At 68.1% G+C, this 14,036-nt stretch carries 12 protein-coding genes; 5 read left to right on the top strand and 7 right to left on the bottom strand.

From position 1 onward, the window contains the following. Positions 1-58 precede the first annotated feature (58 nt). The 5 genes from RND78_RS01165 to cobA all read left to right on the top strand — a co-directional run bounded on the left by RND78_RS01165 (position 59) and on the right by cobA (position 5,583). Complete coding sequence (locus RND78_RS01165; RefSeq protein WP_312725333.1) at positions 59-1,303, top strand: nitrate- and nitrite sensing domain-containing protein; 1,245 nt, start codon at positions 59-61, stop codon at positions 1,301-1,303. Between the two features lie 276 nt (positions 1,304-1,579). Continuing rightward, entirely contained in the window at positions 1,580-2,905 is a 1,326-nt protein-coding gene (locus RND78_RS01160; protein WP_312725332.1) for a CmpA/NrtA family ABC transporter substrate-binding protein, read from the top strand. Between the two features lie 28 nt (positions 2,906-2,933). Further along, a complete protein-coding gene (gene ntrB, locus RND78_RS01155) occupies positions 2,934-3,779 on the top strand; it encodes a nitrate ABC transporter permease (protein WP_312725331.1) in 846 nt (281 codons plus the stop codon). Positions 3,780-3,790: 11 nt separating this feature from the next. Next, entirely contained in the window at positions 3,791-4,591 is an 801-nt protein-coding gene (locus RND78_RS01150; protein ID WP_312725330.1) for an ABC transporter ATP-binding protein, read from the top strand. A 239-nt stretch (positions 4,592-4,830) separates the two neighbouring features. Beyond that, positions 4,831-5,583, top strand: a complete 753-nt coding sequence (cobA, locus tag RND78_RS01145) for a uroporphyrinogen-III C-methyltransferase (RefSeq protein WP_312725329.1) — start codon at positions 4,831-4,833, stop codon at positions 5,581-5,583. 4 nt (positions 5,584-5,587) lie between these two features. On the opposite strand, the gene RND78_RS01140 is transcribed toward cobA, so the two are convergent. From RND78_RS01140 to RND78_RS01110, 7 genes are read right to left on the bottom strand one after another with little or no spacing between them, the layout of a single operon-like run. Next, entirely contained in the window at positions 5,588-7,000 is a 1,413-nt protein-coding gene (locus tag RND78_RS01140; RefSeq protein ID WP_312725328.1) for a lipid II flippase MurJ, read from the bottom strand. An 8-nt stretch (positions 7,001-7,008) separates the two neighbouring features. After that, complete coding sequence (locus RND78_RS01135; protein ID WP_312725327.1) at positions 7,009-7,830, bottom strand: acyltransferase; 822 nt, start codon at positions 7,828-7,830, stop codon at positions 7,009-7,011. Continuing rightward, positions 7,827-9,227, bottom strand: a complete 1,401-nt coding sequence (locus RND78_RS01130; RefSeq protein ID WP_312725326.1) for an O-antigen ligase family protein — start codon at positions 9,225-9,227, stop codon at positions 7,827-7,829. Before RND78_RS01130 ends, RND78_RS01135 begins: the two co-directional genes overlap by 4 nt. Then, entirely contained in the window at positions 9,224-10,312 is a 1,089-nt protein-coding gene (locus RND78_RS01125) for a glycosyltransferase family 1 protein (protein ID WP_312725324.1), read from the bottom strand. Before RND78_RS01125 ends, RND78_RS01130 begins: the two co-directional genes overlap by 4 nt. Next, positions 10,303-11,538, bottom strand: a complete 1,236-nt coding sequence (locus RND78_RS01120; protein WP_312725322.1) for a glycosyltransferase family 4 protein — start codon at positions 11,536-11,538, stop codon at positions 10,303-10,305. Before RND78_RS01120 ends, RND78_RS01125 begins: the two co-directional genes overlap by 10 nt. Positions 11,539-11,545: 7 nt before the next feature. Further along, positions 11,546-12,859 (bottom strand): beta-xylosidase, encoded by a 1,314-nt coding sequence (locus RND78_RS01115; protein ID WP_312725320.1) that lies wholly within the window; start codon positions 12,857-12,859, stop codon positions 11,546-11,548. Further along, positions 12,846-14,036, bottom strand: coding sequence for a glycosyltransferase (locus RND78_RS01110; protein WP_312725318.1), 1,191 nt, complete (start codon positions 14,034-14,036; stop codon positions 12,846-12,848). The genes RND78_RS01115 and RND78_RS01110 overlap by 14 nt, the downstream gene beginning before the upstream one ends.

The following is a 14,036-nucleotide window of genomic DNA, read 5'->3' as shown; positions in this document are numbered from 1 at the left end:
CCCAGCCTGGAGCAGCTTTTGCAGGCCATTGGCCAGCCTCCTGTCCGAGTCTCGCCCCATGTCCGATCACCAGATGCCCCCTGCCCTGCGTTTCATGCTGGCAGCCCGCCGTTGCGAACTGCAGCAACTGGAGGGCCTTGCCCTGACCTGCGAACTGGTGGAGGGCGCCAGCGCCCTGGTGCATGACCTGCAACGCGAACGCGGCTTCAGCAATATCCTGCTGGGGACGGGCAGCGATCGCTATTGCAGCGCCCTGGAACGGCATTCGGCGACGACGCGCGGCAGCGAGACGCGCCTGCGCGAATGCCTGGACACCCTCGACGCCAGCGTGGCCCAGGATCGCCCGCGCCTGCTCAACCGGATCGCCTGCGTCCTGCATCTGCTCGATGGCCTGCCCGGCCTGAGGCGCGGCATTCTCGACCGACGCCTGGGGATGGAAGAGGCCACTACGGCCTTCTCGCACCTGATCGGCGGCTTGCTGGCGGTCATCTTCGAGGCTGCCGACACGGCGAGCGACCCTGGCCTCAGCCGGGCCCTGGTGGCGCTGTTCAACTTCATGCAGGGCAAGGAACTGGCAGGCCAGGCCCGGGCGACCGGGGTGGTCGGCTTCGCCCAAGGCCATTTCGATGCCGTCCTGCTGGCCCGTCTCGACGACCTGGACAGTAGCCAGGCCCGTTGCTTCGCCGGCTTCCTCGATCATGCCGATCCCCAGGCCCTGGTCCTTTGGCACGAGGTGCAGGATTGTGCTTCGCGGCAGCAGATCGAACGGTTGCGCGGCGTCGCCCAGCGCACCTCGGCGAGTGCCCAGGTGGAGCCGGCGCTGGCCGAACTCTGGTTCGAACTCAATACCCGCCGCCTGGACGCCATGCAGGCCGTCGCCCAGCACCTGGTACTGGAACTCCGCGCGCGCTGCGCGAAGAGCATCGCCCAGGCCCAGACGGACCTGGACAGCCATCGCAAGCTGTCCCGGCGCCTGGCCGAACTCGACCGCGAGCCGAGCACCCCGCGGCTGTTCAGCCTGACCGCCAATCCGCTGGGTGAAGCCCGACCGGGCGAAGGCCAGCCCGGCATCCTCGAGTTGCTGCACGAGCAGACCCGCCGCCTGCACGAGGTGGAGGCGGAACTCCAGGAAACCCGCCGTTCCCTGGTCGAGCGCAAGCTGCTGGAGCGGGCCAAGCAGCAACTCATGCAACAGCTGCAGTTGCCGGAGGCAGGTGCCCACCAGCACCTGCAGCAACTGGCGATGCGTAGCGGCCGACCTTTGCCCGAGGTGGTCCGGCAGCTACTCGGCCACGAGCTGTAGGTCGGCACTGGCCATCATTCAGCATTAGCCAGAGTTCGGCGCTATCCATGCGCCGCCAGGGCGCACCCAGGGGTCAGAACGCCCCGCGACTGTGCGCCCGAGACCGGTAAAAGGTGCGGATCGGCCGGGATTTCGGGCTTGGCACAGTCCCTGCAAAAGTCCTGTCGAGCGCCTGGCGCTCCCACAGCAATCCCCGGACGAAGGTGTCCACGCTCGCAGCCAAGGCCTGCCGAGAGTGGATGCCTTTTTTTGTGCCCGAGAAATAAGGATAGGACGATGGACGACAGCTCCCGTAACGATGACCAGGCCGGTCGCGGACTCCCCCGCCGCAGTTTTCTCAAGCAGTCGCTCGGCGTACTGGGCGCTGGCGCCGCGCTCACGCTGCTGCCGGCTGGCCTGAGGTCCGCCGCCTGGGCAGCCGGCAGCGATGCCGTGGAGACGCCCAAGGCCAAGCTCGGCTTCATCGCCCTCACCGATGCCGCGCCACTGTTCGTCGCCGATGAGCTGGGGCTGTTCGCCAAGTACGGCATGACCGAGGTGGAGGTGCTCAAGCAGTCTTCCTGGGGCACCACCCGCGACAACCTGGTGCTGGGCTCGGCGGCCAATGGCATCGACGGCGCGCACATCCTCACGCCCATGGTCTATCAGTTGGCCGCGGGCAAGATCACGCCCAATGGCCAGCCATTGCCCATGGCGCTGCTGGCACGGCTGAACGTCGACGGCCAGGGGATCTCCCTGTCCAACGACTACAAGGAACAGAAGATCGGCCTCGATGCCAACGGCTTCAAGAGCGCCCTGGCCGCACGCCAGGCCAGCGGCAAGAAGACCTCGGCCGCCATGACCTTCCCCGGCGGCACCCACGACCTCTGGATTCGCTATTGGATGGCGGCCAACGGCATCGATCCGAACAAGGACATCACCACCATGGTGGTGCCCCCGGCGCAGATGGTGGCCAACATGAAGGTGGGCAACATGGACACCTTCTGCGTCGGCGAGCCCTGGAACGCCCAGCTGATCAAGCAGAACATCGGCTACAGCGCCCTGACCACCGGCGAGCTCTGGGCCAATCACCCGGAGAAGGCCCTGGCCCTGCGCGGCGACTACGTCCAGGCCAATCCCAAGGCTACCGTGGCGCTGCTCAAGGCGGTGCTGGAAGCCCAGCAATACTGCGACGTGGCGGCGAACAAGGCGAAGGTCGCCGAGATCTGCGCCAAGCGTCGCTGGATCGGCGCGCCCGCCGAGGACGTGGTCGGCCGCCTGCAGGGCACCTTCGACTACGGCACCGGCCGGGTGGTACAGAACAGTCCGCACCTGATGAAGTTCTGGAACGAACATGCCTCCTTCCCCTACCAGAGCCACGACCTCTGGTTCATCACCGAGAACCAGCGTTGGGGCTATCTGCCCGGTGACCTGGATGCCCAGGGCCTGATCGCCAAGGTCAACCGCTCCGATCTCTGGCGTGAAGCGGCGGCGGCCATCGGCGTCCCGGCCGGCGACATCCCCAGCGGCAACTCGCGCGGCAAGGAAACCTTCTTCGACGGCAAGGTGTTCGATCCCGCCGACCCCAAGGCCTATCTCGCCAGCCTGACGCTCAAGGCCTGACGTCCCCATCCCCCTAGGAGTGCCGCCCATGAACGCCCACACCCGGCCACCCAAGGCCCTCGCGACCTTTCGCCCGCACACCCGTCTGCGTCGCTTCGGCCAGCAGGTGCTGCGCAACGGCCTGCCCCCGCTGGTGGTGGGCGCCCTGCTGCTGATCGTCTGGCAACTGTTGTGCAGTCGCCCCGGCGCGGCCCTGCCGCCTCCGAGCCAGGTGGTCAGCGACACCTGGGAGCTGATCACCCAGCCCTTCTACGACAACGGCGGCAACGACGTGGGCATGGCCTGGCAACTGCTGGCCAGCCTCGAGCGCGTCGCCTACGGCTACCTGATGGCCGCCGTGGCCGGCATCGCCCTGGGCGTGCTGGTGGGCCAGTCGGCCTGGGCCATGCGCGGCCTCGACCCGCTGTTCCAGGTACTGCGCACCGTGCCGCCGCTGGCCTGGCTGCCGCTGTCCCTGGCCGGCTTCAAGGACAGCCACCCCTCGGCGCTGTTCGTCATCTTCATCACCGCCATCTGGCCAATCATCATCAATACCTCGGTAGGCATCCGCAACATCCCCGAGGATTACCGCAACGTGGCACGGGTCCTGCGCCTGAACGGCTGGGAATACTTCCAGAAGATCATGCTGCCAGCGGCGGCGCCCTACATCTTCTCCGGCCTGCGGATCGGCGTCGGTCTGTCGTGGCTGGCCATCATCGCTGCCGAGATGCTGATCGGTGGCGTGGGCATCGGCTTCTTCATCTGGGATGCCTGGAACGCCTCGCGCATCAGCGACATCATCCTGGCGCTGGTCTACGTGGGCGTCATCGGCTTCCTGCTCGACCGGCTGGTGGCCCTCATCGGCCGCCTGGTCACCCGCGGCACCGCGAACTAGAGGAATTCCCCATGGCCCAGCCTTATCTCAGCATCGAGCAGGTCGACAAGAGCTTCACCCGCAACGGCATGACCTCCACGGTGCTGCGCGACGTCAACCTCAAGATCGAACGCGGCGAGTACATTTCCATCATCGGCCACTCCGGCTGCGGCAAGTCGACGGTGCTCAACATCGTCGCCGGCCTGATCGAACCCACCTCAGGCTCGATCCTGCTGGAGAACCGCGAGGTCCGCGGTCCCGGCCCGGAGCGCAGTCTGGTGTTCCAGAACCACTCGCTGCTGCCCTGGCTGACGGTCTACGAGAACGTCGCCCTGGCGGTGGACAAGGTGTTCAAGGGCACCAAGAGCAAGGCAGAGCGCCAGGCCTGGACGCTGCACAACCTGGAAATGGTCAACATGAGCCATGCCCTGCACAAGCGGCCCAGCGAGATTTCCGGTGGCATGAAGCAGCGGGTCGGCATCGCCCGCGCCCTGGCCATGGAGCCCAAGGTGCTGCTGCTGGACGAGCCCTTCGGCGCCCTGGACGCCCTCACCCGGGCGCATTTGCAGGACGAGGTGATGCGCATCCAGAGCGAACTGCGCAACACCGTCATGATGATCACCCATGACGTGGACGAGGCGGTGCTGCTCTCGGATCGCATCGTGATGATGACCAACGGCCCGGCGGCCACCATCGGCGAGATCCTCACCATAGACCTGCCGCGGCCACGGGATCGCATCACCCTGGTGGACGATCCGCGCTACAACGGCTATCGCCACGCGGTGCTGAGCTTCCTCTACGAGAAGCACAGCCACCCCGGCGCCGTGGCCTGAACTTCGCCCCCTTTTGAGGCGTCTTGCCTCGAAAGGGGGCATCTACAGGCCGCCCCCATCCCTCTAGCCCGCGAAAGACGGGGTTATGGCGACTGGCACGAAGTCTGCAAATCCCCAGACAAGATAGGTCTTTCTTCAACGGCGAGGAAAGGCGCTCCAGGACAAAGGCGTCCCAGCTGCTTGCAGCGGGGCGCCTTTTTTTTACCTTGGAATTCTGCTGAACACGAGAGGTGGTTTGGATGAGCGGAAAAGTCTGGTTGATCGGCGCCGGCCCTGGCGATCCCGAACTGCTCACCCTCAAGGCCGTGCGCGCCCTGGGCGAGGCCGAGGTGGTGATGATCGACGACCTGGTCAATCCGGCTGTCCTCGAGCATTGCCCGGGTGCCCGGGTGATTCGCGTGGGCAAGCGCGGCGGCTGCCGCTCCACACCCCAGGCCTTCATCCATCGGCTGATGCTGCGCTACGCCCGCCAGGGTCGCTGCGTGGCCCGGCTCAAGGGTGGCGATCCCTGCATCTTCGGCCGTGCCGGCGAAGAAGCCGAGTGGCTCGCCGCCCGTGGCGTGCACAGTGAGATCGTCAACGGCATCACCGCCGGCCTCGCCGGTGCCACCGCTTGCGGCATCTCTCTGACCCTGAGGGGCGTGGCCCGCGGCGTGACCCTGGTCACCGCCCACACCCAGGACGACAGCGCACCCAACTGGCCCGCCCTGGCGGCCACCGGCACCACCCTGGTGGTCTACATGGGCGTCGCCCGCCTGATCGAAATCCAGCAGGGCCTGCTGGAGGGCGGCCTGGCCCTGACCACCCCGGTGGCCATGATCGAGAACGCTTCCCTGCCCAGCCAGCGCGAATGCCGTTCGACGCTGCAGGACCTGCAGGTGGACGCCGCACTGTTCCAGCTCAAGAGCCCGGCGATCCTGGTGATCGGCGAGGTGGTGGGCCAGGCGGCGCTGCAGCAGGCGCTGAACTTCGCCGACCAGGCCAGCGCCTGAAGTCTCAGGCGCGCCAGGGCTTCCAGCGCCAGGCCAGGGCGCCCAGCAGGACCGCCCCGGCCAGGATGCCGAGCGCCAGCAGAGGCAGGCTGGGCAAGGCGCGCCACCAGTCCCCCAGCAACAGCGCCATGCAGAAACTGCAGAAGGCCAGCAACCCCTGATCGCGCCAGGCTACCTCGCCGAACAGTTCGAGCCGCCGCAGCAGACAGGCGGTAGTGGTCAACAACCCGAACAGCGCCGCCACGGCGATGCCCGCCGTGCCCAGGACACTGGGCAGCACCAGCAGCGCCAGGGCGTTGACCAGATTGCCCGCCAGCTCGCAGCGTAGCGGCAGACGGGTATCGCCGCCGGCATAGGCATAGCGGGCCAGCATGGCATTCCAGGCACCCACCGCCAGGGGCGCCGAAAACCACACCAGCAACAGGGCCAGGCGTTCGCTGCCGGCCTGCGTCGGCAGCAACAGGGCCACCAACGCCGGCGCCGTGGTGACGATACCGACCATGGCCGGCACCGTCAGCAGCACGGCGCACTGCAGCCCCACCCGCAGCAGAGCCAGGCGCGCATCCCAGACACGGCCGCTCATCAGCGCCATGAGAATCTGGTTGAGGCTCATCAGGGCCACCAGCGGCAGGTTGATGAGCTTGCGCGCCAGGTTGACCCAGGTCACCACGCCTTCCCCCAGCCAGGACGCCACCATCCGCTCCAACAGCGCCAGGCCATTGCTGGCCAGGGCGCTGGCCAGCAATGGCCCCAGGCGTGTCGCCAGCTCGCGACCGACGGCACCGGGATCCGGCCAGCGCCAGGGCCGCCAGCCTTCGCGCCAGGCCGTGGGCAGCAGCGACAGCGGCATCAGCAGACTGCCGGCCACGCAGCTCCAGGCCAGCTCCTCGACCGAGACGGCACTGCCGCGCAGCAGCAGGCAGGCCACCGGCGGCAGGTTGAACAGCAGCGAGCCGCAACCGGTGAGGAGGTAGCGTTCGCGGGTGAGCGCTGCCACGCCGAACAGGCCATGCAGCAGCAGTCCCGGCAGGCACCAGGCGAGGATCTTCAGCGCCTCGCCGGCCAGTTCGCCACCCGTCTCGCTGAGACCGGCGCCCACCACGCCGGTCCAGGCGCCGGCGCCCAGAGTCAGCAGCAGGGCCAGACCGGCACCCAGCAACAGCATGCTCGGGGCCAGGGCCTCCAGCCACCGCGCGCGGTCGGTCCCGAGGCGCTGCTGGTAGAGCGGCAGCGCGGCGTTGCTCAGCAGTCCCGCCGCCAGGGCGGTGCGCACCGCCTCGGGCAGGAACAGGGCGACCAGGAAGGCGTCGCTGGTCAGGCCCGCGCCCCAGGCGTGTACCAGCAGCCACTCCCGGGCGAAACCCAGGACCAGCCCGGCCAGGGTGGCCAGCGTCAACCAGAGCGTGGAGCCGAACATGGCGATCCTCAGTGCAGGAAGGTGAACAGGCCCTTGCCACCCACCCGATAATTCAATTCGTGGGGCCGCTCCCCCATCACCTTGGCACCGCTGCCGCCGACGATCTTGTAGGGCGGCACCACCTTGGCCACCACGGTATTGGCGGTGACCACGGCGCCACGGCCGATGTGGGAGCCATGGCCGACCAGGGCACGGGAGGCGATCCAGGCGTAGTCATCGATGCGAATGGGTGCCGACACCGACCAGAACTCCGGCGCGGCCAGGTCGTGGCTGCCGGCGATGATCAGCACATGGGAAGCGATGGCGACGTGATCGCCAATGATCAGCCCGGCGCGGGCGTCCACCTGGCAGTGCCAGGCGATGACGCTGTCCTCGCCCATGCGTAGGTTCTCGATGCCGAGCACCTCGGTGTTGCGCCAGATGGAAGAGCCCTTGCCGATCTTGGCGCCACCCAGGCGCAACCAGGCCAGGCGCAGCGTGTGGCTGGGAAGCTTGTTGATGAAGATGTTGTAGAGCTGCTCCCAGACCCGCAGGGCGCGATCACGCAGGGTAGCCAGGTTGTAGCCATAGAGCGGCACGAAACTGGCGGGCACCAGACGCTTGAGGCGCGCGAACCAGCGTTGCGCCAGGGGATGGGCGATGCGTGGCTCGATGTCCACCGAGCAGATCGAGTAGCGACGGGCCTGGCCCTCGCCTTCCTCGAAGGCCACGTCGTTCGCCAGCATCCACGCCAGCGCCTCGGCCAGCTGGGCTTCGTCCACGCCCAGCGCGCGGGCTTCCTGCGCCAGCTCGGCACGCAGATCCAGGGGTATGGCGACACGATGCTTCATGGTGGGGTCGTCCGTGGCGGGGTCTCGGGGCCGGCGAATTCCGGATGGGCGCGGGCCTGCTGCAGGCTCAGGGCGAGCAGCAGCCAGAACAGCGCGATCAGCACGTTGGTGAAGCTGAAATAGTGATCGAAGAGGCCGGTGAGCAGGGCCGCCGCTACCCCGCAACTGCTGCCCAGCCAGAGGGCATTGTCCCGGGTGACCGCGGGAATGGGCCCGCGCGGCCGGCACTCGCGCCACCAGCGCAGGGTCACCAAGACGAACAGCAGCATGCCGGGAATGCCCATCTTGTAGATGAAGTTGAGCCAGAGGTTGGAGATGCCCAGCAGGCCGCTGCCCGGCACCGGCGGGTCGACCTTGAAGCCGATGCCCAGCGGATAACGGGTCATGACCTCGGGGAAATGGGTGTATTCATCCATCCGCACCTCGGTACTGGCGTTGGTCGCGGAGAACATGGTCGCCAACCGCTCCTGCAGCGGCGGATAGGCGGCCACCAACAGCACGCCGACCAGGATCGCCAGGCCGATGATGCGACCGCTGTAGGGCACCTTGCGCGAGCTCAGCCAGAGCAACACCAGCGCCAGGGCCAGGATGGCGCCTCGCGAGATGCTCAGCAGCAGGCCGGCGCAGCCCAGCAGTGCCACGGCGAAGCCCAGCCAGCGCCGCCAGCCGGTCTGCGTCCAGCCATAGAACAGTGCCAGGGGAATGAACAGCGCCAGGGCGCCGCCGGTGAGGTTGGGATGGACCCAGGGCGAGGCCATGCGCGTGTAGTTGCCGGAGAAGATGTCCTTGACCGCCTCGGGATGGGCGTACTTCAGGGAGGTGAGCAGCGGCAGCATGCCCATGGCGTTGCGATCCTTGAGGAAATAGCCGATGGAGACCACCAGCATCAGCAGGTTGCCCAGCAACAGGGCCACCAGCAGGCGATCGCGGGCGCGCTCGTCGGGCAGCAGCAGGGGCACCAGGAACAGCACCGACAGATTCAGCAGCCAGCGCACCCAGTTGACCGGCCCGCTGCCGGGGGCGGCGATGATCACCTGCCCCACCACGAAGGGCACGGCACTGAACAGCATCAGCGCCAGCAGGGCCCGCTCGGTCGACAGCCAGCGCCACTGCCGGTCGTAGCGGCCGAGAAAGGCCTGCCACGCCACCCCGAGCCAGGTCATGCCCAACAGCGCCTCGCTCACCGTGGTGCGCACCCCCACTTCCACCGTGGTGTAGGGGATCGCGGTGGCCGTCACGGCGAACAGCAGCAGCCCCAGCAAGGGGTGCTGCAACAGCACCAGCAGCAGGACGAACCCGGCGGCGACGATGACGACCTTGGCCACCGGCAAGAAACACAGCAAGGCGCCGAACAACACGCCGAAGACCAGGGCGACCAGGGCGCCGAGCCGACTCACTGCAGCAATTCCTGCAGCGCCTCGGCCAGGCGTGTGGCGTAGGCCGGACCGGCGAAGCGCGCGAACCAGGCCGGCCCTTGCTCGTCACGGGGCGCCGGCGTAGCCAGCTCCACCATCAGGCGGCTCAGGGCCGGTAGGTCGAAGGCATCGAAGCGCGGTGCCCAGGGTGGCGTCACTTCGTCCAGCGACGAGCCCCAGGCGCAGGCCACCGGCGTGCCCATGGCCAGGGCTTCCACCACCGGCAGGCCGAAGCCCTCGGCGTAGGAAGGTTGCCATAGGCGATCGGCGTTGCGGTAGAGGCCCTTGAGCTGGCCTTCGTCGAGGCCGTCCAGGCAGATCAGTCCGGGCAGCCCGCGCAGCTCGGGCGGCAGGTCGACCGCCTGGCCGAGCAGTACCAGGTCCGGCACGGCGGCGACGGCGCGCGCCGCCTGCCAGGCCGCCACCAGCCGGGCGATGTTCTTGCGCGGCTCCCGGGTGCCCACCGCCAGCCAGTAGCCCGGCACCAGTCCGGGGACGTCTGCAGCGGGCTCCGAGGACAGTTCGACCAGATTGGGCAGCAGGCGGATTCGTTGGCTAACCCGTGGAAAAAGCGCGGCGACGTCTGCCGCGGTGAAGGCCGAGGGGGTCCAGATACGGGTCGCCCTAGCCAGTGAATAGGCGATGGAAGACCGGTCGATCAGGCGATAGGCCTTGGCGCGCCAGGCCGAGGCGTGGCGATTGACCTGGGTCAACTGGAAGAGATCATGGATCAGCACTACCTGGCGCACACCGGGTACGCGCCCCAATGGCAGTCCCATGTTGGCGGTCGCGATGTAGACGTCGGGTTTGAGCTCCCGCAGGCGTCCGGGCAGAAAACCCGCCTCGAAGACCAGGCGCTGCCGCGGTCGGTGCTGACCCAGCAGGGGCATGTCCTGGACCGGAGTCTCCACCTGGCCGCGCAGGGGATGACCCACCGGCAGGCAGCCGAAACGGCGCACCGCCACGCCCGGCAACTGCTCCAGGTAGGTTTCCAGCGCCCGGACCTGGCGGCCGATGCCGGAATGGGGCGCGATCAGCGCCGGACGATAATCCAGACCTACGAGCACCTTGCCTTCTCCCATTGCGTCAGGACGTCCGCATAGACGGTTTCCAGCTGGGTGGCCGCGGTTTGCCAGTCGTGCCGGGCACGGGCATAGGTCCGTCCGGCCTCACCCAGGGCCGCCGCTCTGTTCGGCTGGTCGAGCAGGTCCGCCAGGGCCGCGGCCAGGCCGGCCGCGTCGTCCGCCAGCAGCAGCTCCCGTCCCGGATGAACCCCGAGACCAGAGGCGCCCTGCCGAGTACTGACCACCGCCAGCCCCGCGGCCAGGGCCTCGATCACCTTGAGCTTGGAGCCACCACCCTGGCGCAACGGCGCCAGGAAGATCGCCGCCTGCCCCTGGGCCTCGCGCAGATCCGGAACGAAGCCGGACCACTCCAGGCGCAGATCGCTGAAGGTCTGCGGCCAGTGTTCGGGCATGGCATGACCGCAGATCTGCAGGCGCGCCTGCGGAAAGCGCTGCCAGAGCCGCGGCATGATCTCGCGCACCGCCCACTCCACCGCATCCAGATTGGGGGCGTACTCGAAGTTGCCGACGAAGAGTAGGCGCTGGCTGCCGAAATCGGGACTCACGCTGGCGAAGCGGGCGGTGTCCACGGCATTGACCACCACCGGTACCGAACGCCCGGTCACCTGCTCCAGCAACCGCGCATCGTCGTCGGTCACCGCCACCACCTGGTCGGCGGCGCCCAGTACGCGGCGTTCCCACCGCCGGTAGCGCCACTGGTCGTAGTGCACGAAGCCGGCGAGTGCCCGCGGCAGCTGGCCGTAGGTGGCCCCGCCCAGGGCGGATTCCAGGTTGTGCTCCATGAGCACCCAGGGCTGGGTGCGGCTATCGAGCAGCGGCAGATAAGGCTCGCAGCTGTAGCTATGATCGATGTGGACGAGATCCCACGACTCTTCCAGCAACTCGCCGAAGGTCTTCCGGGTGGCCATGGAGAAGCCATTGACGCTCGCCAAGAGCGGACAGGACGACAACAGGATGGCGGCCAGCGTCTGCGGATGGCGCAAGGGGCGTCGCGGCAGGATCACCAGGCGCTCCAGCCAGGGTTCGAGGGCGGCGCGGGCCGTGGCGTCCGGCGGGGTCTTGCTCTGCGCCAACAGGGTGATGCGATGCCCGCGCTGGGCCAGGGCCCGCAGCAAATGGTAGACACGGGTCTTGCCGCCACTGGATAGCGGCCAGGGCAGATAGGGCAGTACCCAGAGAAGGCGTAACTCGCGACAGGCGAAGGTCATGGCAGCCTCATTTCCACGTCAGCAGCTGCAAACTGCCCTTGGCCTGGACGTCGATGCCGGCGGGTCCGCTCAGCTCGCGGCTTTCGCCGGTCAGGGGATCGTGCAAAGTCGCCTGGGTGATTCCCGGCAGATGGACTCGCTCCTGACCGGCCGACCAGAACAGCCAGATACGGCTGCCGTCGTCGCGGCGCCAGGCGATGCTGTAGAGGTCATCGGGCGCTCCGACCAGAACGGGCGGCGTCTCGGGGAGCAGCCGCGACCCGGTGAGGGTCAGGAACCGCTGCAGGGCCTGGTACACCGGCTTGGGGCTGCCATCCAGACGCAGCAGGCCGTAGTGCTGGTCGCGGGCGCTGGCGCGGCTGTCCAGGTCGCTCAGGGCGAAGAGGAAGATACGGTCGTAGTCCAGGGCGCTCATCAACGCCAGGCGGCGCAGGACGAAGTCCGCCTGCCCCTGTTCGCCGATGATGTCCTGCTCTTCCTTGGGCCCGGGATAGCTCGACCAGCCCCACTCGTCCGCCCAGATCGCCGGCGGCTGGATAGCGCGCAACCGGGCATTGAGCAACTGAGCGCGCTCGACGAAGTCGCGAGCCTTGGGATCGTCGCCTTCGGGGTACTGCGAGTACGGGTGGTAGGCGATGACCGTGCCCAGCTGGGCCACCCCGAGCTTGCCCAGAGCCTCGAGCATCAGGCCACCCCGTATCGGCATCTGACTGTAGTAGGCCATGCCACCCATCACCACCTGGCGGCCAGGCGCCTCGGCGCGCAGCGCGGCGGCACTGACCTGCAGTAAGCGGGCATAACGCTCCGGATCCTCGAAGGGTTGCCAGAAGCTGGGCAGGTTGGGTTCGTTCCACACCTGCCAGGCCTGCACCGAGGGATAGCGCTGGGCGAACTTCACCAGGCTCGCGGCATAGAGCGTCGGGTCCCGGGGGGGATAGGCGCCGCGATTGGTGATGCCGAACGGACCGCTGCTGGCGAAGTCCGGGCTACCCACCAGGTACATTTCCGTCTTCAACTTGCGGGCGCTCATGACCTGGGTCAGTTGATCCAGCTCCGCGGTACGCAGGCGGCCCTGCTCCGGCTCCATGATGTCCCAGTGCAGGTCGACGCGGGTCCATTCCAGGCCGAGGTCCTGCAGACGGTCCATCTGCCGCTGGTACTGCTCCGGGCTGAACCAGAGAAAGTGCGCGTTGACGCCGAGGAAATCCCGCCAGACCACCGGCCGTGGCCCCTGCAGCCGTTGCTCGGCCAGTACCTGGGTGGCGCCGAGCAGTGCGAGCACCCAGGCTGCCGCCAAACCACCCCTTTTAATGACGTGCATTGGTGTGCCCTCGACTGGCCTGCTCGAATATCTGGCGGAAACGCTGGGCGGTGAACCGCCACTGGCGCTCATGACCCAACCGCGCGGCCTGCTCCGCCCAGGCGTCCAGGCATGCGGGTTGGTCGACCAGCTCGCACAGGCACCGCGTCAGGGCGGCCACGTCGCCCTGGGGATAGGTGACGCCGTTGCCATGGGACAGCTCCTCGGCGAAGGCACGGGCGTCGGAGGCGATCACCCCCCGGCCGCAGGCCAGGGCCCAGGACAGCACCCCACTGGTGCCCCGCTGGGCGCCGAGGATCGCCAGCTTGCGCGACTCCCGGTAGGGCAGCACCAGCAGGTGATGGGCCTGGATGGTCGGGACGATGGCCTCCTCCGGCACGTCCAACTGCCAGTCCAGGCAATCGTCCAGGCCGCGGCGACTGGCGCGCTCGCGCAGCTCGCCCAGGTAATCGCTCTGGGCGGCGAAGGTGATCTCCGGCGCGGTCCCCCCGGCCAGGGTGAGACGGATGCGACCGCGCCAGTCGGGGCGTTGGGTCAGCAGCGTGGCGAAGGCGTCCAGCAGATCCTCGATGCCCTTACCGCGATAGATGAAGCCGAAGTAGAGCAGCCGCAGGGGCTCGCGGGGTGGCAACGGGACCCAGGGCAGAGCCACGTTGCCATGGGGCACCCGGGAGACCTTGGTCGACGCCAGGCGTAGGCGGCGACGCAGCGCCTCGGCGCCGGTCTCGGTGAGGGTCACCAGTTGCGTCAGACTCGCCGCCAGCGCCCGCTCCTCCCGTAGGGTGAAGGGATCGCCCAGGACGGTGGCCACCTGTGGCCAGGGCGAACGCTGCTGCATCAGCAGGTTCAGCGGCCAGGGCTGTTGCCGGCGCCGCCACACCAGGCGTTCCGGATCGTGCACGGTGACGGTGATGGGTAGCCGCGGATAGCGCTGGCGCAACCGCAGCAGGGTCTCGTACTCCCGTACCCGGCCGCCGCCCAGCTCAGCGTGGACCACGTCCACGCTGAGCCAGTCGAAATCGGTCAGCCGCCGTGCGGGGCGGCCGCCCTGCTCGGGATGGCGCAGTGGGATGAGCACCTCCATCCCCTCCTCCTCCAGGGCCCGCCGGAAGTGCACGGCATAGTCGGCGATGCCGTTGCGCTCCTGCGGAAGGGGCGCCAATAGCGCTATTCGCAT

It is taken from the genome of Pseudomonas oryzihabitans, assembly GCF_032027545.1.
Taxonomy (GTDB): Bacteria; Pseudomonadota; Gammaproteobacteria; order Pseudomonadales; family Pseudomonadaceae; genus Chryseomonas; species Chryseomonas oryzihabitans_F.
Note: the sequence above shows the minus strand (reverse complement) of the source record. Positions and strands in the feature narration are given on the sequence as shown.

Bases quoted from the DNA above. Each gene is read 5' to 3' on its own strand.
- RND78_RS01120 (WP_312725322.1), bottom strand. From the start codon at position 11,538: ATGACCTTCGCCTGTCGCGAGTTACGCCTTCTCTGGGTACTGCCCTAT.
- cobA (WP_312725329.1), top strand. From the start codon at position 4,831: ATGAGCGGAAAAGTCTGGTTGATCGGCGCCGGCCCTGGCGATCCCGAA.
- ntrB (WP_312725331.1), top strand. From the start codon at position 2,934: ATGAACGCCCACACCCGGCCACCCAAGGCCCTCGCGACCTTTCGCCCG.
- RND78_RS01135 (WP_312725327.1), bottom strand. From the start codon at position 7,830: ATGAAGCATCGTGTCGCCATACCCCTGGATCTGCGTGCCGAGCTGGCG.
- RND78_RS01150 (WP_312725330.1), top strand. From the start codon at position 3,791: ATGGCCCAGCCTTATCTCAGCATCGAGCAGGTCGACAAGAGCTTCACC.
- RND78_RS01140 (WP_312725328.1), bottom strand. From the start codon at position 7,000: ATGTTCGGCTCCACGCTCTGGTTGACGCTGGCCACCCTGGCCGGGCTG.
- RND78_RS01160 (WP_312725332.1), top strand. From the start codon at position 1,580: ATGGACGACAGCTCCCGTAACGATGACCAGGCCGGTCGCGGACTCCCC.
- RND78_RS01110 (WP_312725318.1), bottom strand. From the start codon at position 14,036: ATGCGAATAGCGCTATTGGCGCCCCTTCCGCAGGAGCGCAACGGCATC.
- RND78_RS01115 (WP_312725320.1), bottom strand. From the start codon at position 12,859: ATGCACGTCATTAAAAGGGGTGGTTTGGCGGCAGCCTGGGTGCTCGCA.
- RND78_RS01165 (WP_312725333.1), top strand. From the start codon at position 59: ATGTCCGATCACCAGATGCCCCCTGCCCTGCGTTTCATGCTGGCAGCC.